This is a genomic window from Enterobacter cloacae complex sp. 2022EL-00981 (genome assembly GCF_028737495.1).
Taxonomy (GTDB): Bacteria; Pseudomonadota; Gammaproteobacteria; order Enterobacterales; family Enterobacteriaceae; genus Enterobacter; species Enterobacter cloacae.
This window is the reverse complement of record NZ_JAQZRK010000010.1, coordinates 58,498-82,658: the sequence shown is the minus strand read 5'-3', so window position 1 is coordinate 82,658 and position 24,161 is coordinate 58,498. Positions and strand designations below refer to the sequence as shown.

The following is a 24,161-nucleotide window of genomic DNA, read 5'->3' as shown; positions in this document are numbered from 1 at the left end:
TGGTACTGGATGGCAGCGATTTCGTCACGTGTCAAAATAGGCCAAGCTGCCCTGTCACTAGTGTAGCAAAATCGTCGTCAATGAACGGCAAAATTCCATCCGCGACGGGCTGAAGCTGGCGCGTCAGGTAGTGGTCGTAGTCCAGCGCAGAGTGTTGATAATCCACGGACTCTGGCCCGTTTGTCGTCCAGACATACTTGATGGTGCCCCGGTTCTGATACTGCGGGGTGCGCCCCCGACGGACATTCTCTTCATCCGCCAGACGCGCGGCGCGGACGTGCGGCGGAACGTTACGCTGATACTCGGCCAGCGGGCGGCGCAGGCGTTTGCGATACACCAGCTGGTTGTCGAGCTCGCCAGCCATCAGGCTGGCTATCGTCTCGCGGACGTAGTCCTGATAAGGCTCATTACGAAAGATCCGCAAATAGAGCGTTTGCTGGAACTGCTGAGCCAGCGGAGTCCAGTCTGTGCGTACCGTCTCCAGCCCTTTAAACACCATGCGTTGCTTTTCACCTTCCTGAATCAGTCCGGCATAGCGTTTCTTGCTGCCCTGATCGGTTCCACGGATAGTGGGCATTAAAAAGCGGCTGAAATGGGTTTCATACTCCAGCTCTAACGCACTGGTTAACCGCTCTTTTTGCAAATGCGCTTGCCACCAGTCGTTCACGAAGGCGACCAGTTGTTTGCCAATTCGCGCGGCTTCCTCTTCGGCGTGTGCGCCCTTCAACCAGACGAAGGTGGAGTCGGTATCGCCATAGATCACTTCATAGCCCTGGGATTCGATCAGCGCCTTTGTCTGGCGCATGATCTCATGCCCGCGCATGGTGATAGACGAGGCGAGACGCGGGTCGAAGAAGCGACAGGCGCTGGTGCCCAGCACACCGTAAAAGGCATTCATGATAATTTTCAGCGCCTGAGAAAGCGGCTTGTTGCCGTGGCGCTTGGCCTCATCGCGCCCGTGCCAGATCTGTCCCACGATCTCCGGCAGGCAGTGTTTCTCCCGTGAGAAACGCGCCCCCAGAAACCCGTCGGTGCTGTGCATATCGTCCGGCTGCGCCATCCCCTCTACCAGCCCCACCGGATCAATCAAAAAGGTGCGGATAATCGAGGGGTAGAGGCTTTTGTAGTCCAGTACCAGCACGGAGTCATACAGTCCCGGCCGGGAATCCATCACGTAGCCGCCTGGGCTTGCCTGCGGCGGCACGTCCCCCAGGTTCGGTGCGACGTAGCCTGCCCGGTGCATGCGGGGAAAGTACAGATGGCTGAATGCCGCCACGGAACCGCCGTGCCGATCAGCGGCAAGACCGTTCACTGTGGCGCGTTCCAGCAGAAAAGGCATGATCTCGGTTTTGTGGAAAATCTGCGTAACCAGCTCACAATCTTTCAGGTTATAGGTGGCAAGTGCCGGTTTGTCTTCGTTGAAGCGGCGGTCGATCTCATCCATTCGGTCCCACGGGTTATCGATGGATTTCCCTTCCCCCAGCAGCTCCTGCGCCACTGCCTCCAGCGAGAAGGAAGAGAAATTCCAGAATGCGGATTTCAGCGCCTCGATGCCGTCGATAATCAGGCGACCGTTGGCCTGTGCGAAGAAGACGCCGTTTTTGAAACCGTGCTCGCGCCATTCCAGTTCGCTATGACCTCGCCCAAGCATGAGCGGGATACGGTACCGCTCGGCGTGTTTTTGCAGTACCCGCAGGTCGAACTGCACCACGTTCCAGCCGATCAGGACATCGGGATCGCGATCGGCAAACCACTGGTTCAGTTTTTCCAGCAGCTGTGGCCGGCTGTTGACGTACTCCAGCCGGAAGTCCAGCGCGGAGGCATCACCATTCGGTGGCCCGAGCATATAGACAACCCGGTCGCCGCAGCCTTCAAGACCAATACAGTACAGTTCACCGTGACGGGTGGTTTCGATGTCCAGTGAGACCCATTTCAACGGCGGACGGTAGTGCGGGTTGGGTTTCAGACGGGCGTTAATCAGCCCGCCGTTGTGCGCCGAGCCATCAACCCAGACAGGGGCGGTAATAAACCGCTCCATCAGAAAACGTTCCGGGGGACGAATATCGGCTTCGTACAGGGTGACGCCCGCCTCGCGCAGCAGTTTTTCATAGCGCATCAGTTGGCGATGGGCGCGACAATAGAGACCGTAAACCGGCTGGCGATGGAAATCTTTCAGCTCAAGTGGCGTGATGCGCCAGTTGTTTTCACCGCGCAGTAGCTGCTTTGCTTTGTCGACGTGGGCTTCAGGAATAAATGCCACGGACTCCTGTGGCGGCAGGGTAACGCGCAGCGGGCCGTTGTCCGTCGCCAGCCAGAACTCCACCTCTGTTCCCTGAGGCGTATCCCGCCAGTGTCGGGTCAGTAAAAAACCTTCTTGCGCCTGCGTCACGCCGTTATCCCATAAAACAAAACCAGGCCTGATTATAGCCTGGTTAGCGGTTTTATGCTGGGTTTATATACAGTTTATTGCCCGTAATAAGCTTTTGCACCGTGCTTGCGCAGGTAGTGTTTGTCCAGCAGCGTCTGTTGCATATTCGGCAACTGTGGTGCCAGTTGACGACAGAAGATGCCCATATAGGCCACCTCTTCCAGCACAATCGCGTTATGCACTGCATCCTCCGCATTTTTGCCCCACGCAAACGGGCCGTGAGAATGCACCAGCACCCCGGGCATCTGTGCTGCGTCGATTCCCTGTTTTTCAAAGGTTTCGACAATCACATTGCCGGTTTCCCACTCGTACTCGCCGTTGATTTCCGCATCGGTCATCAGGCGGGTGCACGGGATGGTGCCGTAAAAGTAGTCTGCGTGCGTGGTACCGGTAGCCGGAATGGACTGGCCTGCCTGCGCCCAGATAGTCGCATGACGCGAGTGGGTATGCACAATGCCGCCGATGGTCGGAAATGCCTGATACAGCAGGCGATGGGTGGGGGTATCGGAGGAGGGTTTTTTCTTCCCTTCCACCACTTCACCGGTTGCAATGCTGACCACAACCATATCGTCAGCGGTCATCACCGTATAATCCACGCCGGAAGGCTTGATGACGAACACCCCTTTTTCGCGGTCAACGGCGCTGACGTTGCCCCAGGTCAGGGTCACCAGATTATGTTTAGGCAGCGCCAGGTTGGCTTCGAGTACCTGGCGTTTGAGATCTTCTAGCATTGTTGTCTCCCGCCGGATGGCGCTTCGCTTATCCGGCCTACACAATCGTAGGCCCGGTAAACGCAGTGCCACCGGGCACGTCGTACTTAACGTTTCGAACCGTAATAGACTTCATTCCAGCGCAGCGCGTCTTTAAACGCGGGCAGGCGGGTATCGTTATCGATCACGGTCAGTTCGATGTCGTGCAGTTCAGCGAACTGACGCATATCGTTGAGATCCAGCGCGTGACTGAAGACGGTATGGTGCGCGCCACCGGCGACGATCCAGGCTTCGGAGGCGGTTGGCAGATCGGGCTGCGCTTTCCACAGGGCGTTGGCGACCGGCAGTTTTGGCAGCGCGTGTGGCGTTTCAACCGCATCCACACAGTTCACCAGCAGGCGGAAACGATCGCCCAGGTCGATCAGGCTGGCGTTGATGGCCGGGCCGGTACGGGTGTTGAAGATCAAACGTGCCGGATCCGCTTTGCCGCCAATGCCGAGATGCTGCACGTCGAGGATCGGTTTCTCTTCGACGGCAATGGATGGGCACACTTCCAGCATGTGTGAACCGAGTACCAGGTCGTTGCCATTTTCGAAGTGGTAGGTGTAGTCCTCCATAAAGGAGGTGCCGCCCTGCAGACCGGTTGACATCACTTTCATGATGCGAAGCAGAGCGGCAGTTTTCCAGTCGCCTTCGCCCGCGAAGCCGTAGCCCTGCTGCATCAGACGTTGTACTGCCAGACCCGGCAGTTGTTTCAGACCATGGAGATCTTCAAATGTCGTGGTAAAGGCGTGGAAGCCACCCTGTTCCAGGAAGCGTTTCATCCCCAGTTCAATGCGCGCCGCGTCCAGCACGTTCTGGCGTTTGTCACCCTTCACCTGCGCCGCTGCGGTGAGGCGGTAGCTGCTTTCGTATTCGTCAACCAGCGCGCTCACGTCGCCATCGCCGATCTCATTGACGACCTGCACCAGGTCACCCACGGCCCAGGTGTTCACGGAAAAACCAAACTTGATCTGCGCGGCAACTTTATCACCGTCGGTGACTGCCACTTCACGCATGTTGTCGCCAAATCGCACCACTTTCAGATGGCGGGTATCCTGTTTGGAAACGGCCTGACGCATCCAGGAGCCGATGCGTTTCTGCGCATGTTGATCCTGCCAGTGTCCGGTCACTACGGCGTGCTGCTGACGCATACGGGCGCCGATGAAGCCGAACTCACGGCCGCCGTGCGCGGTCTGGTTCAGGTTCATAAAGTCCATATCAATGCTGTCCCATGGCAGGGAGGCGTTGAACTGGGTATGGAATTGCAGCAGCGGTTTGTTGAGGATTGACAGACCGTTGATCCACATTTTGGCGGGTGAGAAGGTGTGCAGCCACACCACCAGACCCGCGCATTTATCGTCGTAGTTCGCGTCACGGCAGATATGGGTGATCTCATCCGGTGTCGTGCCCAGCGGCTTCAGCACCAGTTTGCATGGCAGTTTGGCCTCAGCATTCAGCGCGTTCACGACGTGTTCCGCATGTTTCGTCACCTGTTGCAACGCTTGCGGTCCGTACAAATGCTGGCTGCCAATCACAAACCACACTTCATAATTATCAAAAATGGTCATCGTCGTGTCCTTAATGGGTCAGGGTTGCCGTCGTGTCCGCGGTGTGTTTTGACGGGGCGGCGACAGGGAGATAGTGAAGTTCGGCGCTTTTTGCCCATTGCTGGTAGCGCTGATAAAGCTGTTCAAAGCGTTGCGCCTGTTGAGCACGCGGCTGAAGGGTGTTTTCGACCGCGCTTGCCATATGCTGCTGTGCAGTCGGGATATCGGCGTGAACGCCCGCGGCAACGGCGGCGAAAATAGCTGCACCCAGCGCGCAGCATTGATCGGACGCGACAATCTGCAGCGGACGGTTCAGCACGTCGCAGCAGGCCTGCATGATCACCGGGTTTTTACGGGCGATACCGCCCAGCGCCATGACGTTTTTGACGTCGATGCCCTGTTCGGTGAAGCACTCCATAATCGCGCGGGCACCAAAGGCGGTGGCTGCAATCAGGCCGCCAAACAGGGCCGGGGCATCGGTCGCCAGATTGAGATCGGTGATAACACCTTTAAGACGCTGGTTGGCAAATGGCGTACGGCGGCCGTTGAACCAGTCGAGCACCACCGGCAGGTGTTCAAGAGACGGATTCTTCGCCCACGCGGCGGTGAGCTGGGGCAGCAGCTGTTTCTTACTCTCGGCAATCTGGGTTTTCAGTTCCGGGTGCGCGGTCGCCAGCTGGTCCAGCGGCCAGCCCAGTACCCGACCAAACCAGGCGTAAATATCGCCAAACGCAGACTGCCCGGCTTCCAGACCGATAAAGTCCGGCACCACGCTGCCGTCGACCTGTCCGCAGATACCTTTCACTGCGCGGTCACCGACGCTGGCCTTATCCGCCGTCAGGATGTCGCAGGTGGAGGTGCCGATCACTTTCACCAGCGTATTGGGTTGGGCGCCAGCGCCCACCGCGCCCATATGGCAGTCAAACGCACCGCCGGAGATTGCCACGTTTTGCGGCAGGCCCAGGCGTGTTGCCCACTCTTCACAGAGCGTGCCCACCGGAATATCGGCGGTAAAGGTGTCGGTAAAGAGCGGGTACTTCAGGCTCTTGTTGATAATCGGATCGAGTTCATCAAAGAAGGCTGCCGGTGGCAGACCGCCCCAGCTTTCATGCCATAGGGATTTATGCCCGGCGCTGCAGCGGCCGCGGCGAATATCCTGCGGGCGGGTGGTACCTGAGAGCAGGGCAGGAACCCAGTCACACAGTTCAATCCACGATGCGGCTGCCTGTGCAACCGCTGCGTCAGCGCGGGTGACATGCAGGATCTTGGCCCAGAACCATTCACTGGAATAAATTCCGCCGATGTAGCGCGAATAGTCGGTTTTGCCCGGCTGGTGGCACAACCGGGTGATGGCTTCGGCCTCTTCGACGGCGGTATGGTCTTTCCACAGCACAAACATGGCGTTCGGGTTGTCGGCGAATTCAGGACGCAGCGCCAGCACCCGGCCTTCCGCATCCACTGGTGCGGGGGTAGAACCGGTGCTGTCTACGCCAATCCCAACCACCTCTGCACGCTGGGCGTCAGTCAGTTCTGCCAGCACGGTTTTGATTGCCGCTTCCATCGACTCGATGTAGTCGCGTGGATGGTGACGGAACTGGTTGTTTGGCGCATCGCAGTAGCGCCCCTCTTGCCAGCGTGGGTACCACTCAACGCTGGTTGCTATCTCCTGGCCGGACGTACAGTCCACTGCCAGGGCGCGAACCGAGTCGCTGCCAAAATCGAGGCCAATCGCAATTGCCATGGTGTTGCTCCATCAGAAAACAGGTATGAGAGAACATTAGAGACTGGGGGCGAAAATCGTCAGGCAGGATCCGCTAATCTTATGGACTAAATTGCTGTTGAGATGGAAAGTGTGACGCCGTGCAAATATTCAATGTGGACATTTCTGCCGCACTTATAGACACTTTTGTTACTGCTTATCTGCCCACTCTGGCGGAGAAATCAGGGGGAAAGGCTGAAACATGGCGGACGTAAAAGAGACGTGATGCTTTTTGGATCTCGTCGCAGGCCATTTTTATACGGCTTTTAACGATATGGACAATTGGTTTCCTTCAGTACCGTTGGGAGAACTGAATCTATGGCCGAAACGCAAAACGATCCCTTACTGCCGGGTTATTCGTTTAACGCCCACCTGGTGGCGGGGCTGACCCCTATCGAGGCTGAGGGATATCTCGATTTTTACGTTGACCGTCCGCTTGGGATGAAAGGGTACATTCTGAACCTGACCGTGCGTGGGGAAGGGATAATCAAAAACAACGATCAGCAGTTCGTCTGTCGTCCCGGCGATATGCTGCTGTTTCCGCCTGGCGAGATCCACCATTACGGGCGTCATCCGGATGCCAAAGAGTGGTATCACCAGTGGGTCTACTTCCGCCCCCGCGCCTACTGGCAGGAGTGGCTTTCGTGGCCAGCCATATTTGCACACACCGGTTTTTACCGCCCGGACGATGCTCATCTTGCCCAGTTCCGCGAGCTGTTTGCCCAGATCATAGAGGCAGGGCAGGCGGGTGGGCGCTACGCTGAACTGCTGGCGATTAATTTGCTTGAACAGGTGTTACTGCGCCGGATGGAGGCGATTAACGCGTCGCTTAATCCGCCGCTGGATAATCGTGTGCGCGATGCCTGCCAGTACATCAGCGACCACCTGGCCGACAGCCAGTTTGATATCGCCAGCGTGGCCCAGCATGTCTGTTTGTCGCCGTCGCGGCTGTCGCATCTGTTCCGGCAGCAGTTGGGTGTCAGCGTGCTGAGCTGGCGCGAAGATCAGCGCATCAGCCAGGCGAAACTGCTGCTCAGCACCACCCGGATGCCCATTGCCACCGTAGGGCGCAATGTGGGCTTTGAAGATCAGCTCTATTTTTCCCGCGTATTTAAAAAATGCACTGGCGCCAGCCCCAGTGAATTCCGGGCGGGATGTGAATAAACGGTAAAAAAAGATAAACAAGCAGGTGAACAACGGAAGCAACCTGTAAACTATTCAGACAATTGTTGTCTTGACGCGATGCAGGGCGCTAAGCAGAATCCCTGATTCGTTTTCTGACCGGAATAGTTATGCAGGCATTGCTGGAACATTTTATTACCCAGTCCGTTATGTATTCGCTTATCGCCGTTGCGCTGGTGGCGTTTCTGGAATCGCTGGCGCTGGTTGGACTGATCCTGCCTGGTACGGTGATGATGGCGGCGTTGGGCGCGTTGATTGGCAGCGGTGAGGTCAATTTCTGGCAGGCATGGCTGGCCGGTATGATCGGCTGCTTGCTGGGCGACTGGATCTCCTTCTGGCTGGGCTGGCGTTTCAAGAAGCCGCTGCACCGCTGGTCTTTCATGAAGAAGAACAAAGCGTTGCTGGATAAAACCGAGCATGCGCTGCATCAGCACAGCATGTTTACGATCCTCGTCGGACGCTTTGTCGGGCCAACGCGTCCGCTGGTGCCGATGGTCGCCGGGATGCTGGATCTGCCCGTCGCAAAATTCGTTTTGCCGAACATTATCGGCTGCGTCTTCTGGCCGCCGTTCTACTTCCTGCCGGGGATCCTGGCGGGGGCGGCAATTGATATTCCTGACGATGTGCAGAGCGGTGGCTTTAAATGGTTATTGCTGGCAACAGCGCTGCTGTTATGGCTCGCTGCATGGTTGTGCTGGCGGCTATGGCGCAGCGCGAAAGCGAATGTCGATCGTCTGACGCGCTATCTGCCTCGTTCGCGCTTGCTGTGGCTGGCGCCGCTGACGCTGGGCGTTGCCGTCGTGGCGCTGATCGCGCTGATTCGCCACCCGCTGATGCCGGTGTACGGTGAGATCCTGTTGAAGGTGGTCAGCCGTTAAGGATCCCCAGCAGGTGCGACGCGCTTGCTTTGCCACTCATCAACTCTTCGGTTTCACCCTCCCACACGATACGACCCTCCGCGATCACCACCGATCGCGGGGCGATGCGTGCGGCATCTTCAATACTGTGTGACACCATCAGCATCGTCAGTTGCTGACGCTGGCAGACCTCCTGTACCAGGGCGAGCATTTCCTGACGCAGCGCGGGATCGAGTGCAGAGAAGGGCTCATCCAGCAGCAGTATCGGCTGCTCGCGAACCAGACAGCGGGCCAGCGCCACGCGCTGACGTTGTCCGCCAGAGAGCTCTCCGGGGAGTCGGTCAATAAACGTGGTGATGCCCATCTGCCCGGCAATCTTTTCCAGCTTCTGGCGCTGTGAGTCGTTCAGTTTCAGCCCCGGATCCATACCCAGCGCGATGTTTTGCCGCACCGTCAGATGGGTGAACAGATTATTTTCCTGGAACAGCATCGAGACCGGACGCCTGGCGGGCGGGGTGTAGGTATGGTCGTTGTTTTCAATGATTATCGACCCGCTTGCCGGTTGCAGAAAACCGGCAATCAGATTGAGTAAGGTACTTTTCCCTGCCCCGCTTGGGCCAAGCACGGCAATCATCTCACCCGGGCGTACCGACAGGCTGAACCGCATAGGCAGGTGTTGGTAGAGCCAGGTGACATCAGTCAGTTTTAACATTGCGCCCCGGAAGTTTTTCGATAACGGTAAATAAGGCAAAGCACAGCAACAGCAGCAACAGCGCCGTGACGGCCCCCTCCTGGCTGCGATAGGAGCCGATCTGCTGATACAACCAGTATGGCAGCGTGCGGAAATCTTCATTGCCGAAGAGCGCCACCACACCAAAATCTCCAATGGAGAGCACACAAGCGAAGGCCAGCGCCTGAGCAAGCGGGCGTTTCAGCGCTCGCAGTTCAACCACCTTTAACCGGCGCCAGCCCTGTATACCAAGCGACTGACACAGCAAAGCGTAACGGCTGTTGACGTCGCGCATGGGGTTTTCCAGCACCTTCAGCGCATAGGGAATGGTCATCAGGGCGTTGGTAAAAATCACGATTCCGTCGGCGCTTTCCGGCAGACCAACCGTACTGTTGAACAATAAAAAGAAGCCGGTTGCCAGGACGATGCCCGGCATTGCGAGGATTAACATCCCCGTCAGCTCCAGCGCTTGTCCGGCTTTGCGCGCCTGGCGCGCATAAAGTTCGCGACTGCTCCACAGCAGCATCATGGTCAGCACGATACACAATAGCCCGGCAGCCAGTGCGATGCGCAAGGATGTCCAGGTCGCCTGCCAGAGGACGGGCTGTTGCAACACGGAGACGAGGTTAAGGTTAACGCCATCGACGATGACGGCCATCAGCGGTGGCAGAAGCAACAGCAGGGCCAGTACGATCAACATCACATCCGCGATTCGGCTGTGCAGGCTGTCCTGTGGATCGCGCCAGCCTGTAATCTGATGACTGCCCGGTGGAATGGCTTTGCTCAGACGCTGACTCAGTAGGACCAGCACAAGACAGCACAGCATCTGTACCAGAGCCAGAAGCGCAGCGCGGCCGGGGTCGTAGTCGTAACTCAGCGCCTGGTAAATCGCCAGTTCGATGGTGGTCGCCTGTGGTCCACCACCAAGAGAAAGCACGGTGGCGAAACTGGCAAAACAGAGCATGAAGATCAGCGCCGCAACCGGAGGGATTTGACGGCGCAGCCATGGCCATTCGACAAAGCGGAAGAATGGCCAGCCGCGCATACCCAGCTGTGCCGCAAGCTGACGCTGCTCGCCGGGGATAGCCTCCAGCGCCTGTAAAAAAAGCCGGGTCGCCATGGGCATGTTGAAAAAGATGTGCGCCAGCAGAATACCTTTGAGTCCGTAAGGGGAGAAGGTCCACTCCAGACCAAGCTGGTTAAAGAGGGCGGCCAGCCAGCCCTGACGACCATATACGCTCAGGATCCCAAACACTGCCACCAGGACGGGCAGGATCAGCGTCATGGTGCACAGTCTCAACAGCGCCTCCCTGCCGGGGAAACGTCTGCGGTAGAGCGCCCGCGCGAGAAAAATGGCCGGGATCACCGACAGCAGGGCAGAGAGAAACGCCTGCCAGAAAGAGAACCGGATGACGTGCCAGAGATAGCTGTCGTGCCAGAGAGAGAGCAGATCACTCTCCGGCGCGTTAAACCACAATGCCAGAAAAGCACCCAGACTGACCGCCACCATCACTACAGCGGCGAGCAGTCCGGGAAATAACCAGCCGGGAATTAGCGGCTGACGGCGCGTTGCCATTCACTTACCCATGCTGCTCGCTGCGCGGCGACCTGCTGCGGCGTAAACTCCAGCGAGGTTTGCGGTTTGGTCAGTTGCTCAAAGCCCGCAGGCAGCGTCACGTTGGTCACCGGATACATCCAGTTACCCGTTGGGATCGCATTCTGGAACGCCGGGGAGACCATGAATTTCAGGAACTTCTCGGCCATTTCCGGCTGCTTGCTGGTGGCAGTGCGGGCAGCCACTTCCACCTGCAGGTAATGACCTTCAGCGAAATCAGCGGCGGCGTAGTTGTCTTTCTTCTCGGCGATAATGTGATAAGCCGGGGAGGTGGTATAGCTCAGCACCAGGTCGCTCTCCCCTTTCAGGAACAGGCCATAGGCTTCGCTCCAGCCTTTGGTGACGGTCACGGTTTTGGCGGCCAGCTTCTGCCACGCCTCCGGCGTTTTATCACCGTATACCTTCTGCATCCACAGCAGCAGGCCCAGACCCGGCGTGCTGGTGCGCGGATCTTCATAAATCACGCGCCATTTCTGGTCGCTTTCCACCAGCTCCTTCAGGCTTTTCGGCGGGTTCTTCAGCTTGTTTTTGTCGTAAACAAACGCAAAATAACCGTAATCGAACGGCACAAAGGTGTCGTTTTTCCAGCCGCCCGGCACGTTAACCGCATCTGCCGCTACGCCGCTTTTGGCGAACAGTTTCGTTTGCGAGGCCGCATCCAGCAGGTTGTTATCCAGGCCGAGTACCACGTCGGCCTTGCTGTTTTTACCTTCCATACGCAGACGGTTAAGCAGCGAGACGCCATCTTCCAGCGCCACGAATTTCAGTTCGCAGTTGCAGTCGGCTTCAAAGGCTTTTTTGACGACCGGGCCTGGGCCCCAGTCGGCTGAAAAGGAGTCGTAGGTGTAGACCGTCAGGACGGGTTTTGCGAAAGCAGGCAGCGCAAACAGCGCCAGCAGGGGAAGCACTTTTTTTAACACTTTGCACCTCAAGGTTGAGTGGCAAAGGATTTTGAGCGACAGCCTCAAATCCCTTCGCCGGCGTTATCCGGATCAGGTTCGACGGGTATTATCTCAGCGCACATCAGTGATGCAGCACCCCGTTGAGAACGGCGGTATTGTAATGATTTGGCGAATATTACGAAAGTGTTATGGCTCCGGTGGCGCAAACCAGGCGGATTTAAAATCAAACCAGCCCAGCGTATTCATCCGTAACCCCCGCATACTGCGCTGGCCCTGGATCATCAGCCAGTGGTGGATCAGCGGTACGATCGCCTGTTCGGCCAGCAGCGCCTGACACCAGGTGGCCAGGTTCATCTCACCCGCGCGCCACTGCGCCGCATCCTGCTGCCAGTCCCGATCGATACAGTGCTGGATCAGCGGGACTTCATACAGGTGTGAGAAGAGCGAGAAATCGAGCGGCAGGGTGAAGTTGGCGCTGTTCAGCCAGATATCGCTGGTCAGTTCCCCCTGGTGCCATTCGTCATAGTCCACTTCCCTGATGTCCAGCCGGACGCCTTCTGCAGCCAGCAGTCTGGTCATGATCCTGGCGATAAAACGGTGTTCCACGTGCTCGCGGTAGTAGGTCAGGGTGACAGACTCCAGCCCTGCCGGTTTGTCACAGTGGGCAGGCCGGGCATGATGCCAGCGAGGAAGCAACCCGTACGCCGGGAACCAGTACGTCTGATACTGTTCTTCCGCATGGTAAATCAGATTGGAAGGAGATAAGACGTGGCTGATCCATTTGCGTACCGCCTGATTGGCCCCGCGGTGGGTGCGGCTGTCAAACAGCAGGTAGTAGCAGCCCTCCTCAAGGCGGCTTTCCACCGCCTTTTCGCCCGTTGTGGGGCCTTCAAGCGTCAGCCCGGCGCTGAGCTCTTCATTGAGATCCGGTAATACCCAGACGTTCACTTCGTCGATCAGCGCCCGGTAGCCAAAATAGTCATCAAACGCGCGAATTTTCAGCTGGTTATTGGTGTTACGCGACACGGCATAGGGCCCGGTGCCAATGGGCTGGCTGGCAAAATTGTGCAGCGATTCCCACTCTCCTGGCAAAATCATTGATGGGACATACCCCAGCAGCCAGGGGAGCCATTCATCCGGCTGAGACAGTTCAATATCCAGCGTCCAGGCGGTGGGGGAGTGAACGCGCGAGATATGCGAATAAAGCGGAAGCTTGCGGGCACGTTCCAGTGAGGCGATGACATCGCGCATTTCCAGCTCGCGGCCGTGGTGAAAGTGGATGCCGGGACGTAAGAAAAAGCGCCAGTGACGTGGGGAGAGTTGCTGCCAGTGGTGCGCAATATCAGCTTCCAGTTCCCCGTTTTCCTCATTTATTCGCGTCAGGCCGCTGAATATTTGTCGCGCCATATGGGTTTCTGAGCGGCGTAAGGCCGTGCCGGGGAGCAGATTCTTCATCGGGCGATAGTAGAGCACCCGCAGAATGTGGCGGCCCTGACGAAAACTCCGCCCAAGATGGGAGACCAGCATCTGACGCACTGCGGCTTTATCGCCTACCAGTTGCACCAGTTGATCGATTCTGTCCTGTTCCAGCAGATCTTCCGCTCGCTGTTGCTGCAAGGCCAGCCCGGTATAGAGAAAGGTCAGACGTGAGCGTTTGCCGCGTCCCGCTTCGGCTTCCCAGTTTAACCAGCCCTGTTGCTGCATGGTGTTAAGCAGCGTGCGCATATGACGTCGGGAGCAGTTAAGGAGTTCAGCCAGTTCGTTAAGCGTGGTCTCCTGCGATTGCCCTTCGCAGCACTGCCAGAGGCGGATGAATTGTTGTTGCAGACGACCAGAAGGCATAAAAGGGGAACTCCTGACAAAAAATCAGCAATTTATTAATCCCTATATTAAGCCAATAATGATTCCCGATGAAGTGAGGAGGTACATTATGAAGAGGTCTACCGCACGTCAGTTTTATCAGCAGTACTTTTCAGCGACAAAAGGAACGTCCTGGCTGGCCCGTCAGTGTGCTGAGCAACGGCTGAAAATGTTAGAAGAACTGATGCAGTGGGACGTTACGAAACCGACCTCTTCTCGCTAACTCGCCTCGATCATGTGTGACTGAGTATTGGTGCTTATCACCCGCCAGCAAAATGTTTTTTGCTGGCTTTTTTCGTTTATTCTTTCACCCAATTTCGATTCGCTTTCACAAGGACTTGCAGATGCTCTGGTTAATGACGATGGGGCGACGCCTGAACGGCGTGTATGCCGCTTTTATGCTGGTGGCCTTTATGATGGGCGTGGCGGGGGCGCTGCAGGCACCGACGCTGAGTCTTTTTCTCAGCCGGGAGGTGGGGGCGCAGCCGTTTTGGGTCGGCCTGTTTTATACCGTGAACGCCATCGCCGGGATCCTGGTAAGCCTGGGGCTGGCGAAACGATCCGACAGCCAGGGCGATCGCCGCAAGTTGATCCTCTTTTGTTGCGCCATGGCTGTGGGTAACGCGCTGCTGTTTGCCTTTAATCGTCACTACCTGACGCTGATCACCTGCGGCGTGCTGCTGGCTTCACTGGCGAATACCGCCATGCCGCAGCTGTTCGCGCTGGCCCGGGAATATGCCGACAATTCGGCGCGGGAAGTAGTGATGTTTAGCTCGGTGATGCGTGCGCAGCTCTCTCTTGCATGGGTTATTGGTCCGCCGCTGGCCTTTATGCTGGCGTTGAATTACGGTTTTACCGCCATGTTTTCCATCGCTGCGGGGATTTTTGCCATTAGCCTGGCACTGATTGCCTTCGTGCTGCCGTCAGTGGCGCGTGTCGAACAGACAGCGGATAAACCCATTACTCAGGTGAGCGGCTGGCAGGATAAAAACGTCCGTATGCTGTTTATCGCCTCCACGCTGATGTGGACCTGCAACACCATGTATATCATTGATATGCCGCTATGGATCAGCAGCGATCTGGGTCTGCCGGATAAGCTTGCGGGGATCTTAATGGGGACGGCCGCCGGGCTGGAAATTCCGGCGATGATTCTGGCGGGATACTACGTCAAACATTTCGGGAAACGCCGGATGATGCTGATAGCCGTAGCGGCCGGGGTGCTTTTCTACCTGGGGCTGATTTTCTTCCATACACGAGAGGCGTTGCTGGCCCTGCAGCTGTTTAATGCTGTGTTTATTGGGATCGTGGCCGGGATAGGGATGCTCTGGTTCCAGGATTTAATGCCCGGGCGGGCGGGGTCGGCGACCACACTCTTTACCAACAGTATCTCCACGGGGGTAATTCTGGCGGGGGTGATTCAGGGGGCGTTGTCGCAAAGCTATGGACATGGGTCGGTCTACTGGATGATTGCACTAACGTCGATTGTCACGCTGATGCTGACCTGGCGCGTAAAAGACGTCTGATTCTGGAAGGCGCCTTCACGAAATGAAACGATTTTCTGACAGAGTTTAAGAAGACACATAGAGTGCGTGGCGGGTGCTTGAGGCTGTTTGCCTCAGGCTTTCGCAAGAGGCAAACAGTGGAGAGTCCCACATCAAAAAACTGATGGGGAGACCAACTTCACAACCAACATTGCGAGGTTAGTCTCTTCATTGCCGAAAAGCAATAAGGAGGCTGGAATGCCAAAACGTACTCTGCTGTTAGGTTTGTTTCTGATCTGTACAACGCTGTTGATCTTCACCTGGATGGTGCGTGATTCACTGTGTGAATTGCATTTCAGACAGGAGAAAACAGAGCTGGCAGCAGTGTTGGCTTACGAAGCAAAACGTTAGCGGTATGGGCGGGGAAAGTTCCCCGCCCCTCCAGAGTGGTTGAGCCTCAACGCACCCTTATCAATGGCCCGCATCGTGCGGGCCATTGCTTTTAACCCATAAACGCAGGCTGTTTTTTCTCGTATGCGGAGATGGCGTCTTCATGCTGAAGCGTCAGGCCAATGCTGTCCAGACCGTTCAGCATGCAGTGGCGACGAAAGGCATCGATGCTGAAGCTGTAGGTCTTATCTCCGGCTTTCACCACTTCCGCTTCCAGATCCACTTCAAACGACATGCCCGGATTTGCCTTAACCAGCGCGAACAATTCATCCACTTGCTCGTCACTCAGCGTCACTGGCAGCAGCTGGTTGTTGAAGCTGTTGCCGTAGAAGATATCCGCAAAGCTCGGGGCGATCACCACTTTAAAACCGTAATCGGTCAGCGCCCATGGTGCGTGCTCACGTGAGGAGCCGCAGCCAAAGTTTTCCCGTGCCAGCAGAATGGAGGCGCCTTTATATTCCGGGAAATTCAGCACAAATTCCGGGTCAGGTACCTGACCTTTATCATCCAGAAAACGCCAGTCGTTAAACAGATGAGCACCAAATCCGGTGCGGGTGACCTTCTGCAAAAATTGCTTCGGGATGATCGCATCAGTATCGACGTTAGCGGCGTCCAGAGGGACAACCCGGCCTGTATGTTGGGTAAATTTCTCTGCCATGATTGTCTCCTTATTTCAGGCTGCGAATATCGGCGAAATGGCCGGTAACTGCCGCAGCGGCGGCCATCGCCGGGCTGACCAGGTGGGTGCGTCCACCGCGGCCCTGACGTCCTTCAAAGTTACGGTTACTGGTGGAGGCACAACGTTCGCCCGGATTCAGGCGGTCATTGTTCATGGCCAGACACATGGAGCAGCCAGGCAAGCGCCACTCGAAGCCCGCTTCGATAAAGATCTTATCCAGGCCTTCGGCTTCCGCCTGCGCTTTTACCGGGCCAGAGCCTGGCACAACCAGCGCCTGCACGCCGGGTGCCACTTTACGGCCTTTGGCGATCTCCGCCGCAGCGCGTAAATCTTCGATACGCGAGTTGGTGCAGGAGCCAATAAAGACTTTGTCGATGGTCACATCGGTCAACGGCACACCGGGTTTGAGACCCATATACGCCAGCGCTTTTTCGGCACTGGCGCGTTCGACCGGATCGGTAAATGAGGCCGGATCGGGAATGGTGTCATTCACGGAAATGACCTGACCCGGGTTGGTTCCCCAGGTCACCTGCGGGGCAATCTCCTCTGCCTGCAGGGTAACAACGGTATCAAAAACCGCGTCATCATCGGTTTTCAGGGTTTTCCAGTACGCGACGGCGTCAGCGTAATCCTGACCTTTTGGTGCGTGCAGACGCCCTTTTACATAGTTGAAGGTGGTTTCATCCGGTGCCACCAGACCTGCTTTGGCCCCCATCTCGATGGCCATATTGCACAGAGTCATACGACCTTCCATGCTCAGCGCCTGAATAGCGTCACCGCAGAACTCAACAACGTGCCCGGTGCCGCCGGCACTGCCCGTTTTACCGATGATGGCCAGCACGATGTCTTTCGCGGTGATCCCCGGCGCGGCTTTGCCTTTCACTTCAATCTTCATGGTTTTGGCTCGGCCCTGTTTAAGGGTCTGCGTAGCCAGAACATGCTCAACTTCAGAGGTGCCAATACCGAAGGCCAGTGCACCAAACGCGCCGTGCGTTGCGGTATGGGAGTCGCCGCAGACGATGGTCATGCCGGGCAGGGTGATCCCCTGCTCAGGCCCCATCACGTGAACGATACCCTGATACGGATGGTTCAGATCGTAGAGCTCGACGCCAAACTCGTTACAGTTCTTGATCAACTCCTGCATCTGGATACGCGCCATTTCGCCCGACGCATTGATATCTTTGGTCTGGGTGGAAACGTTGTGATCCATTGTCGCGAAGGTTTTACCCGGCTGACGTACCGGGCGTTTGTGCGCACGCAGCCCATCAAATGCCTGTGGGGAGGTCACTTCGTGTACCAGATGCCTGTCGATATAGAGCAGCGGGGTTTCGTTTGGTGCCTCGTAGACAACATGTGCATCAAACAATTTTTCATATAACGTCTTCGCCATGATTACACCCCTTCAGCGACATAGCAGGCAATGATGTCGCCCATTTCATCGGTACTGACTGCCGCCGTGCCGCGTGCTAAATCACCGGTACGGACGCCTTCTTCTAACGCGCGATTAATGGCGTTTTCAATTGCGGTTGCCGCATCGCCTGCATCCAGGCTGTAGCGCAGCAGCAGAGCCAGGGAGAGGATCTGCGCAATCGGGTTAGCAATGTTTTTACCTGCGATATCCGGCGCGGAGCCGCCAGCAGGCTCGTACAGGCCAAAGCCTTCTTCGTTCAGGCTCGCTGATGGCAGCATGCCCATGGAGCCGGTGATCATCGCGCACTCATCCGAGAGGATATCGCCGAACAGGTTGGAGCACAGCAGCACGTCAAACTGGGACGGATCTTTAATCAGCTGCATTGTCGCGTTGTCGATGTACATATGCGACAGCTCAACGTCAGGATAATGCTTAGCAACTTCGCTGACGATCTCACGCCATAAGATGGATGACTGCAGCACATTCGCTTTATCGATAGAGGTCACTTTATGGCGGCGTTTGCGTGCAGACTCAAAAGCGATATGGGCGATACGTTCAATTTCGAAACGGTGATAGACCTCGGTGTCGAACGCTTTTTCATGCCGGCCGCTGCCTTCACGGCCTTTTGGCTGACCGAAATAGATCCCGCCGGTCAGCTCACGCACGCACAGAATGTCGAAGCCGTTAGCGGCGATATCCGCGCGCAGCGGGCAGAACTCTTCCAGACCCTGATACAGCTTTGCCGGACGCAGGTTACTGAACAGCTTGAAATGTTTACGCAGCGGCAGCAACGCGCCGCGCTCTGGCTGCTCTGCGGGTGGCAGGTGTTCCCATTTCGGGCCACCCACGGAGCCAAACAGGACGGCATCGGCGTTCTCGCAGCCCTCTACCGTTGCTTTTGGCAGCGGCGTACCGTGATTATCGATAGCAATACCGCCCACGTCGTAGTGGCTGGTGGTAATTTTCATCGCAAAACGCGAGCGAACGGCTTCCAGTACTTTCAGCGCCTGTGCCATCACTTCCGGGCCAATACCGTCACCCGGCAACACAGCAATATGGTAATTCTTCGACATTACACGGTTTCCTTGTTGTTCTCTTTATTCTGAGCTTTGCGTTGCAACTCTTTTTCGACTTCAGCGGCGCGCCAGATATTGTTCAGGACATGCACCATCGCTTTCGCAGAGGATTCGACGATATCGGTCGCCAGACCCACGCCGTGGAAGCGACGGCCGTTATAATTGACCACGATATCCACCTGACCGAGCGCATCTTTGCCATGGCCTTTGGCCGTCAGGTCATATTTGACCAGCTCCACGTCGTATTCGGTGACGCGGTTAATTGCCTGGTAGATAGCATCGACAGGACCATTGCCGTTTGCCGCTTCCGCTTTTATCTCATCCCCGCAGGCCAGCTTGATGGATGCCGTGGCGATATCGCTGGAGCCGGACTGCACGCTGAAGTAATCCAGACGGAAATGCTCTGGCTCTTCCTGCTGCTTATTAATGAAGGCCAGTGCTTCCAGGTCATAGTCGAATACCTGACCTTTTTTGTCAGCCAGCTTCAGGAACGCGTCGTACAGCTGATCCATGTTGTAATCGCTGTCCTTGTAACCCATCTCTTCCATACGATGTTTCACTGCCGCACGGCCGGAGCGGGAGGTCAGATTCAACTGAACCTGGTTCAGACCGATCGATTCCGGGGTCATGATTTCGTAGTTTTCGCGGTTTTTCAGTACGCCATCCTGGTGGATACCGGAAGAGTGCGCGAATGCGCCGGTACCGACAATCGCCTTGTTGGCGGGGATCGGCATGTTGCAAATCTGGCTGACGGTCTGGCTGGTACGCCAGATTTCATTGTGATTGATGCGGGTATTCACGTTCATGATGTCTTTGCGCACTTTGATCGCCATGATCACTTCTTCCAGGGAACAGTTGCCTGCGCGTTCCCCGATACCGTTCATCGCACCTTCTACCTGACGGGCACCGGCGTGAACAGCGGCGATGGCGTTGCCGACGGCCAGGCCTAAATCGTCGTGGGTATGAACAGAGATAATTGCCTTATCAATGTTTGGCACACGATCATACAAGCCAGTAATGATGTTGGAGAACTCAAACGGCATGGTGTAGCCGACGGTGTCCGGGATGTTGATGGTTTTGGCCCCGGCATTAATGGCGGCTTCCACCACGCGTGCTAGATCCTCAATTGGCGTGCGGCCTGCGTCTTCACATGAGAATTCAACATCATCCGTGTAGTTGCGCGCGCGTTTGACCATGTAGACCGCGCGCTCAATCACCTCGTCGAGGGTGCTGCGCAACTTGGTGGCAATATGCATGGGAGAGGTGGCAATAAAAGTATGAATACGGAATGCTTCAGCCACTTTCAGTGACTCGGCGGCAACGTCGATGTCTTTCTCAACGCAACGTGCCAGACCACAGACGCGGCTGTTTTTGATGGTACGGGCGATGGTCTGTACCGATTCGAAATCACCCGGAGAAGAGACCGGGAAACCCACCTCCATCACGTCGACACCCATACGTTCGAGAGCCAGCGCAATCTGCAGCTTCTCTTTCACACTCAGGCTCGCCTGTAATGCCTGTTCACCGTCACGTAAAGTGGTATCAAAAATAATGACTTGCTGGCTCATGGGTTAGGTCCTTGTCAGTCTTAGGGCGCCTTGCTACGAGCATAAAAAAACCCGCGCAGTGGCGCGGGTTTTTAGTCTTACTGGTGACGATTCAACGCTGAATTTCGCCCGCCAGTCTACCGCGCACAGAGGATGCGTTTAGTAGTAGTAGACCGGTGAAACGAATGGTGCGAATCATGAATCGTGCTCCGTTAAATTCAATATGCTTTTAGTGGTACTGGATATGGGGGTTGATGTCAACCCCTGACAACAAAAACGACCCCGATCGCACGATGTTCCAGAGAATTTTATTTAGCTAATTGTGCTGGTTTTTATCTTTCATGCCTTTTGAAAAGTCTATTTTTGGACTGGAGATTCATCTCCGGAACGATTTAAATATAATTAGTATCAATTCAACATACGTCTGCAATGGATGAGCCCTGAGAAGAATTGTTTTTAATTTCATTGATTTATTAGTGCTGCAAATAAAAATGCAGTAAATAAAGCGTGAGCAATGATGCGAGTTTGTTAATTGTTTGGCATGGCTCACGTGAATAGTTTAATAATTCTTAAGTTATCATTAACTGAAGGGCGATTGTGTATTTGTCTTGATTATGGTTTCATGCAAACCATAATGTCATTGATATCATTTATGCGGAATTTCATCTCACCATCAATGACCTGGGCGAAGTCACCCTTTTGATGATGCGCTCTTTATATTTTCCGAATTTTAAACAATTCTCTTTCGCTGGTTGTATCTGCATGGTAAATCATATTTTTCGAAATTATTACTGTAATTTGGCAAAGGGAGTTTAGCGTGACAGTGGAGCCAGGAGTGCCAGAAAATAATATTAATCAACCTCAGGGTTATAATGGGGTTAAACCTCAGTTACGCACCGTGGATCTCAATCTGTTGACCGTGTTTGACGCGGTGATGCAGGAACAGAATATCACGCGGGCAGCGCAGTCTCTGGGGATGTCGCAGCCTGCCGTCAGCAATGCGGTATCCCGGCTTAAAGTGATGTTTAATGACGAATTGTTTGTTCGTTATGGCAGAGGGATTCAACCCACGGCGCGTGCATTTCAGCTGTTTGGCTCTATCCGCCAGGCGTTACAGTTGGTGCAAAATGAACTGCCGGGATCGGGTTTTGAGCCCTTAAGCAGTGAGCGTGTTTTCCATCTTTGCGTATGTAGCCCGTTAGATAATTATTTGACGTCCGTGATCTACAATAAAGTGGAAGAAATTGCGCCCAATATTCAGCTGGTATTTAAATCTTCTCTTAATCAGAACACAGAACATCAGCTTCGATATCAGGAAACAGAATTCGTTCTGGGATACGAAGAGTTCCGTCGTCCGGAATTTTCCTGTGTGCCTCTGTTTAAAGATGAAATGGTACTGGTCGCCAGCAAAAAACATCCACGAATGAATATGCCGCTGCGCGAAAGTGATGTTTATAACGAGCAGCATGCTGTTGTTGCCCTCGACCGATACGCCTCATTTAGTCTGCCGTGGTATGACACTGCGGATAAACAGGCGAGCGTGGCTTATCAGGGAATGGCCATGGTCAGCGTCTTAAATGTGGTTTCCCAGACCCATCTGGTCGCTATTGCCCCGCGTTGGCTGGCAGAGGAGTTTTCGGAACCCTTAAATCTGCAAATTCTGCCGTTGCCGCTCAAGCTCAATAGTCGTACCTGTTATCTTTCCTGGCATGAAGCCGCATGCCGGGATAAAGGCCATCAGTGGATGGAAGAATTGCTTATTAGCATTTGCCGCCGATAAGCGCGTCAGGATAAATCACATCGGCGCGTGTGGTTTATCCTGCGTATTTTTTCATTTTCGGTATTTTGTGCTGTTGTTATTTTTTCTGGCTGCTGCCAGCCTCGCAAAAATAGATGATTTTCTGAAAGGTTGCGCTTTTCAGCGATGATTTATCATCTCACGAACGAATCACAGTGGAATTAACCATATCCTCCCTTTAACGCTGCTTTTTGTGCTTCTGACCCCGTTTGCCGCGTCCTGTTTGCTAATTGCCTGCCTCAAAACGAGCGGTTAAGGTAACGATCACTCTGCAATATATAAGATTGGTTCATCACGATCGTAAGACGGTGTGGAAATGAATTCTGCAGTCCGTCTATAACAAAATGCCTGGAGGCAAAGCATGGAGATGTTGTCTGGCGCGGAAATGGTCGTCCGATCGTTAATCGATCAGGGCGTTAAGCAGGTGTTCGGCTACCCTGGAGGCGCAGTTCTGGATATTTATGATGCGCTTCATACGGTAGGCGGCATTGACCATGTTTTGGTGCGCCACGAGCAGGCGGCGGTGCACATGGCTGACGGGCTGGCGCGTGCGACGGGTGAAGTGGGCGTGGTATTGGTCACCTCCGGCCCCGGCGCGACGAATGCCATTACCGGCATTGCGACAGCCTATATGGACTCCATCCCGCTGGTCATTCTATCCGGGCAGGTCGCAACGTCACTGATTGGCTACGATGCATTTCAGGAGTGCGACATGGTGGGGATTTCACGCCCCGTTGTGAAGCACAGTTTCCTGGTGAAGCAAACCGAAGACATTCCCGGCGTACTGAAAAAAGCCTTCTGGCTGGCAGCCAGTGGGCGTCCTGGTCCTGTGGTGGTCGATCTGCCAAAAGATATTCTTAACCCGGCAAACAAGCTGCCGTATGTCTGGCCGGAAACGGTAAGCATGCGCTCCTACAACCCAACGACACAGGGCCACAAAGGCCAGATCAAACGTGCGTTACACACGCTTCTGGCTGCGAAAAAACCGGTGGTCTATGTCGGCGGCGGCGCGGTTAACTCAGCCTGTGAAGCGCAACTGCGTGAGCTGATCGAAAAATTGAATCTTCCTGTCGCCTCGTCACTGATGGGACTGGGCGCCTTCCCGGCAACGCACCGCCAGGCTCTGGGTATGTTGGGCATGCACGGTACCTATGAAGCCAACATGACGATGCATCATTCGGATGTGATCTTTGCCGTTGGCGTGCGCTTTGACGATCGCACGACCAACAATCTGGCGAAGTACTGCCCGAACGCCACCGTGCTGCATATTGATATCGATCCTACGTCTATTTCGAAAACGGTACCGGCGGATGTGCCGATCGTTGGGGATGCGCGACAGGTTCTGGAGCAAATGCTGGATCTGCTATCGCAGGAAACCCCTTCACAACCGTTGGACGAGATCCGCGACTGGTGGCAACAGATCGAGTTGTGGCGAGCACGTCAGTGTCTGAAATACGATACCCAAAGCGAAAACATTAAGCCGCAGGCGGTGATCGAAACCCTCTGGCGTCTGACGAAAGGTGAAGCCTATGTCACCTCTGATGTAGGTCAGCATCAGATGTTTGCCGCGCTTTATTATCCGTTTGATAAACCACGTCACTGGATCAACTCTGGTGGTCTGGGGACAATGGGCTTTGGGTTACCTGCCGCACTGGGGGTGAAGCTTGCGCTGCCGAATGAAACCGTCGTTTGCGTGACGGGAGACGGCAGCATTCAGATGAATATCCAGGAACTCTCCACCGCGTTGCAATATGAACTGCCGGTTCTGGTTCTGAACCTGAATAACGGTTATCTCGGTATGGTGAAGCAGTGGCAGGATATGATCTACTCTGGCCGCCATTCTCACTCCTACATGAAATCGCTGCCGGATTTTGTTCGTCTGGCCGAAGCCTATGGTCATGTCGGGATGCGGGTGACCGAGCCGGCAGAGCTGGAAGCGAAACTTGCTGAAGCGCTTGAACACGTCAAAAATAACCGCCTTGTTTTCATGGATGTCATTGTTGATGGCACAGAGCACGTTTATCCGATGCATATTCGCGGTGGTGGTATGGACGAAATGTGGTTAAGTAAAACGGAGAGAACCTGAT

At 55.3% G+C, this 24,161-nt stretch carries 20 protein-coding genes and 1 riboswitch; of the genes, 7 read left to right on the top strand and 13 right to left on the bottom strand.

What is annotated here, in order from left to right; translation table 11 throughout:
* Nucleotides 1–31: 31 nt before the first annotated feature.
* The 4 genes from polB to araB form a co-directional block, all read right to left on the bottom strand.
* Nucleotides 32–2,389 carry a DNA polymerase II gene (gene polB, locus PUZ33_RS11155; protein WP_058681523.1) on the bottom strand — a complete coding sequence of 786 codons (2,358 nt, stop codon included), beginning with the start codon at nt 2,387–2,389 and terminating at the stop codon, nt 32–34.
* A 74-nt stretch (nt 2,390–2,463) separates the two neighbouring features.
* The gene (gene araD, locus PUZ33_RS11150; protein WP_058681524.1) at nt 2,464–3,159 is read right to left on the bottom strand and encodes an L-ribulose-5-phosphate 4-epimerase; all 696 of its coding nucleotides are present in this window, start codon (nt 3,157–3,159) and stop codon (nt 2,464–2,466) included.
* 86 nt (nt 3,160–3,245) lie between these two features.
* Nucleotides 3,246–4,748 (bottom strand): L-arabinose isomerase, encoded by a 1,503-nt coding sequence (gene araA, locus PUZ33_RS11145; RefSeq protein WP_020688483.1) that lies wholly within the window; start codon nt 4,746–4,748, stop codon nt 3,246–3,248.
* A 10-nt stretch (nt 4,749–4,758) separates the two neighbouring features.
* Entirely contained in the window at nt 4,759–6,468 is a 1,710-nt protein-coding gene (gene araB / locus PUZ33_RS11140; RefSeq protein ID WP_062676638.1) for a ribulokinase, read from the bottom strand.
* A gap of 336 nt (nt 6,469–6,804) precedes the next feature.
* On the opposite strand from araB, the gene araC reads away from it, so the two are divergent.
* Both araC and PUZ33_RS11130 read left to right on the top strand, forming a co-directional pair.
* A complete protein-coding gene (gene araC / locus PUZ33_RS11135; RefSeq protein ID WP_013095551.1) occupies nt 6,805–7,650 on the top strand; it encodes an arabinose operon transcriptional regulator AraC in 846 nt (281 codons plus the stop codon).
* 128 nt (nt 7,651–7,778) lie between these two features.
* Nucleotides 7,779–8,546 (top strand): DedA family protein, encoded by a 768-nt coding sequence (locus PUZ33_RS11130; protein WP_013095552.1) that lies wholly within the window; start codon nt 7,779–7,781, stop codon nt 8,544–8,546.
* On the opposite strand, the gene thiQ is transcribed toward PUZ33_RS11130, so the two are convergent.
* The 4 genes from thiQ to sgrR all read right to left on the bottom strand — a co-directional run bounded on the left by thiQ (nt 8,536) and on the right by sgrR (nt 13,614).
* The gene (gene thiQ / locus PUZ33_RS11125; protein ID WP_058681526.1) at nt 8,536–9,237 is read right to left on the bottom strand and encodes a thiamine ABC transporter ATP-binding protein ThiQ; all 702 of its coding nucleotides are present in this window, start codon (nt 9,235–9,237) and stop codon (nt 8,536–8,538) included. The genes PUZ33_RS11130 and thiQ overlap by 11 nt on opposite strands.
* Nucleotides 9,221–10,831 (bottom strand): thiamine/thiamine pyrophosphate ABC transporter permease ThiP, encoded by a 1,611-nt coding sequence (gene thiP / locus PUZ33_RS11120; RefSeq protein ID WP_058681527.1) that lies wholly within the window; start codon nt 10,829–10,831, stop codon nt 9,221–9,223. Before thiP ends, thiQ begins: the two co-directional genes overlap by 17 nt.
* Nucleotides 10,807–11,790, bottom strand: a complete 984-nt coding sequence (gene thiB, locus PUZ33_RS11115) for a thiamine ABC transporter substrate binding subunit (RefSeq protein ID WP_058681528.1) — start codon at nt 11,788–11,790, stop codon at nt 10,807–10,809. Before thiB ends, thiP begins: the two co-directional genes overlap by 25 nt.
* A gap of 31 nt (nt 11,791–11,821) precedes the next feature.
* Nucleotides 11,822–11,922: riboswitch (TPP riboswitch) on the bottom strand.
* 36 nt (nt 11,923–11,958) lie between these two features.
* On the bottom strand, nt 11,959–13,614 hold the full coding sequence (gene sgrR, locus PUZ33_RS11110; protein ID WP_058681529.1) for an HTH-type transcriptional regulator SgrR: 1,656 nt from the start codon (nt 13,612–13,614) through the stop codon (nt 11,959–11,961).
* A gap of 88 nt (nt 13,615–13,702) precedes the next feature.
* Between sgrR and sgrT the strand changes: the two genes are divergently transcribed.
* The 3 genes from sgrT to PUZ33_RS11095 all read left to right on the top strand — a co-directional run bounded on the left by sgrT (nt 13,703) and on the right by PUZ33_RS11095 (nt 15,524).
* Nucleotides 13,703–13,855, top strand: coding sequence for a glucose uptake inhibitor SgrT (sgrT, locus tag PUZ33_RS11105; protein WP_013095557.1), 153 nt, complete (start codon nt 13,703–13,705; stop codon nt 13,853–13,855).
* Nucleotides 13,856–13,976: 121 nt separating this feature from the next.
* Nucleotides 13,977–15,155 carry a sugar efflux transporter gene (locus PUZ33_RS11100; RefSeq protein WP_058681530.1) on the top strand — a complete coding sequence of 393 codons (1,179 nt, stop codon included), beginning with the start codon at nt 13,977–13,979 and terminating at the stop codon, nt 15,153–15,155.
* A gap of 216 nt (nt 15,156–15,371) precedes the next feature.
* A complete protein-coding gene (locus PUZ33_RS11095; protein ID WP_010427008.1) occupies nt 15,372–15,524 on the top strand; it encodes a Hok/Gef family protein in 153 nt (50 codons plus the stop codon).
* A 91-nt stretch (nt 15,525–15,615) separates the two neighbouring features.
* On the opposite strand, the gene leuD is transcribed toward PUZ33_RS11095, so the two are convergent.
* The 5 genes from leuD to leuL form a co-directional block, all read right to left on the bottom strand.
* Nucleotides 15,616–16,221, bottom strand: coding sequence for a 3-isopropylmalate dehydratase small subunit (gene leuD, locus PUZ33_RS11090; protein ID WP_013095559.1), 606 nt, complete (start codon nt 16,219–16,221; stop codon nt 15,616–15,618).
* A 10-nt stretch (nt 16,222–16,231) separates the two neighbouring features.
* Nucleotides 16,232–17,632 carry a 3-isopropylmalate dehydratase large subunit gene (gene leuC, locus PUZ33_RS11085; RefSeq protein WP_013095560.1) on the bottom strand — a complete coding sequence of 467 codons (1,401 nt, stop codon included), beginning with the start codon at nt 17,630–17,632 and terminating at the stop codon, nt 16,232–16,234.
* A gap of 2 nt (nt 17,633–17,634) precedes the next feature.
* On the bottom strand, nt 17,635–18,726 hold the full coding sequence (gene leuB, locus PUZ33_RS11080; protein ID WP_252107624.1) for a 3-isopropylmalate dehydrogenase: 1,092 nt from the start codon (nt 18,724–18,726) through the stop codon (nt 17,635–17,637).
* Nucleotides 18,726–20,297: a 2-isopropylmalate synthase gene (gene leuA, locus PUZ33_RS11075; RefSeq protein WP_038981198.1), complete on the bottom strand. Its 1,572-nt coding sequence runs from the start codon at nt 20,295–20,297 to the stop codon at nt 18,726–18,728. Before leuA ends, leuB begins: the two co-directional genes overlap by 1 nt.
* 91 nt (nt 20,298–20,388) lie before the next feature.
* Nucleotides 20,389–20,475 carry a leu operon leader peptide gene (leuL, locus tag PUZ33_RS25220; protein WP_071830037.1) on the bottom strand — a complete coding sequence of 29 codons (87 nt, stop codon included), beginning with the start codon at nt 20,473–20,475 and terminating at the stop codon, nt 20,389–20,391.
* Between the two features lie 636 nt (nt 20,476–21,111).
* On the opposite strand from leuL, the gene leuO reads away from it, so the two are divergent.
* Nucleotides 21,112–22,056: a transcriptional regulator LeuO gene (gene leuO / locus PUZ33_RS11070; protein WP_058681532.1), complete on the top strand. Its 945-nt coding sequence runs from the start codon at nt 21,112–21,114 to the stop codon at nt 22,054–22,056.
* Nucleotides 22,057–22,435: 379 nt separating this feature from the next.
* Entirely contained in the window at nt 22,436–24,160 is a 1,725-nt protein-coding gene (gene ilvI, locus PUZ33_RS11065) for an acetolactate synthase 3 large subunit (protein WP_040022074.1), read from the top strand.
* Nucleotide 24,161 lies beyond the last annotated feature (1 nt).

Bases quoted from the DNA above. Each gene is read 5' to 3' on its own strand.
- araD (WP_058681524.1), bottom strand. From the start codon at position 3,159: ATGCTAGAAGATCTCAAACGCCAGGTACTCGAAGCCAACCTGGCGCTG.
- araA (WP_020688483.1), bottom strand. From the start codon at position 4,748: ATGACCATTTTTGATAATTATGAAGTGTGGTTTGTGATTGGCAGCCAG.
- araB (WP_062676638.1), bottom strand. From the start codon at position 6,468: ATGGCAATTGCGATTGGCCTCGATTTTGGCAGCGACTCGGTTCGCGCC.
- araC (WP_013095551.1), top strand. From the start codon at position 6,805: ATGGCCGAAACGCAAAACGATCCCTTACTGCCGGGTTATTCGTTTAAC.
- PUZ33_RS11130 (WP_013095552.1), top strand. From the start codon at position 7,779: ATGCAGGCATTGCTGGAACATTTTATTACCCAGTCCGTTATGTATTCG.
- thiQ (WP_058681526.1), bottom strand. From the start codon at position 9,237: ATGTTAAAACTGACTGATGTCACCTGGCTCTACCAACACCTGCCTATG.
- thiP (WP_058681527.1), bottom strand. From the start codon at position 10,831: ATGGCAACGCGCCGTCAGCCGCTAATTCCCGGCTGGTTATTTCCCGGA.
- sgrR (WP_058681529.1), bottom strand. From the start codon at position 13,614: ATGCCTTCTGGTCGTCTGCAACAACAATTCATCCGCCTCTGGCAGTGC.
- sgrT (WP_013095557.1), top strand. From the start codon at position 13,703: ATGAAGAGGTCTACCGCACGTCAGTTTTATCAGCAGTACTTTTCAGCG.
- PUZ33_RS11100 (WP_058681530.1), top strand. From the start codon at position 13,977: ATGCTCTGGTTAATGACGATGGGGCGACGCCTGAACGGCGTGTATGCC.
- PUZ33_RS11095 (WP_010427008.1), top strand. From the start codon at position 15,372: ATGCCAAAACGTACTCTGCTGTTAGGTTTGTTTCTGATCTGTACAACG.
- leuD (WP_013095559.1), bottom strand. From the start codon at position 16,221: ATGGCAGAGAAATTTACCCAACATACAGGCCGGGTTGTCCCTCTGGAC.
- leuC (WP_013095560.1), bottom strand. From the start codon at position 17,632: ATGGCGAAGACGTTATATGAAAAATTGTTTGATGCACATGTTGTCTAC.
- leuB (WP_252107624.1), bottom strand. From the start codon at position 18,726: ATGTCGAAGAATTACCATATTGCTGTGTTGCCGGGTGACGGTATTGGC.
- leuA (WP_038981198.1), bottom strand. From the start codon at position 20,297: ATGAGCCAGCAAGTCATTATTTTTGATACCACTTTACGTGACGGTGAA.
- leuL (WP_071830037.1), bottom strand. From the start codon at position 20,475: ATGATTCGCACCATTCGTTTCACCGGTCTACTACTACTAAACGCATCC.
- ilvI (WP_040022074.1), top strand. From the start codon at position 22,436: ATGGAGATGTTGTCTGGCGCGGAAATGGTCGTCCGATCGTTAATCGAT.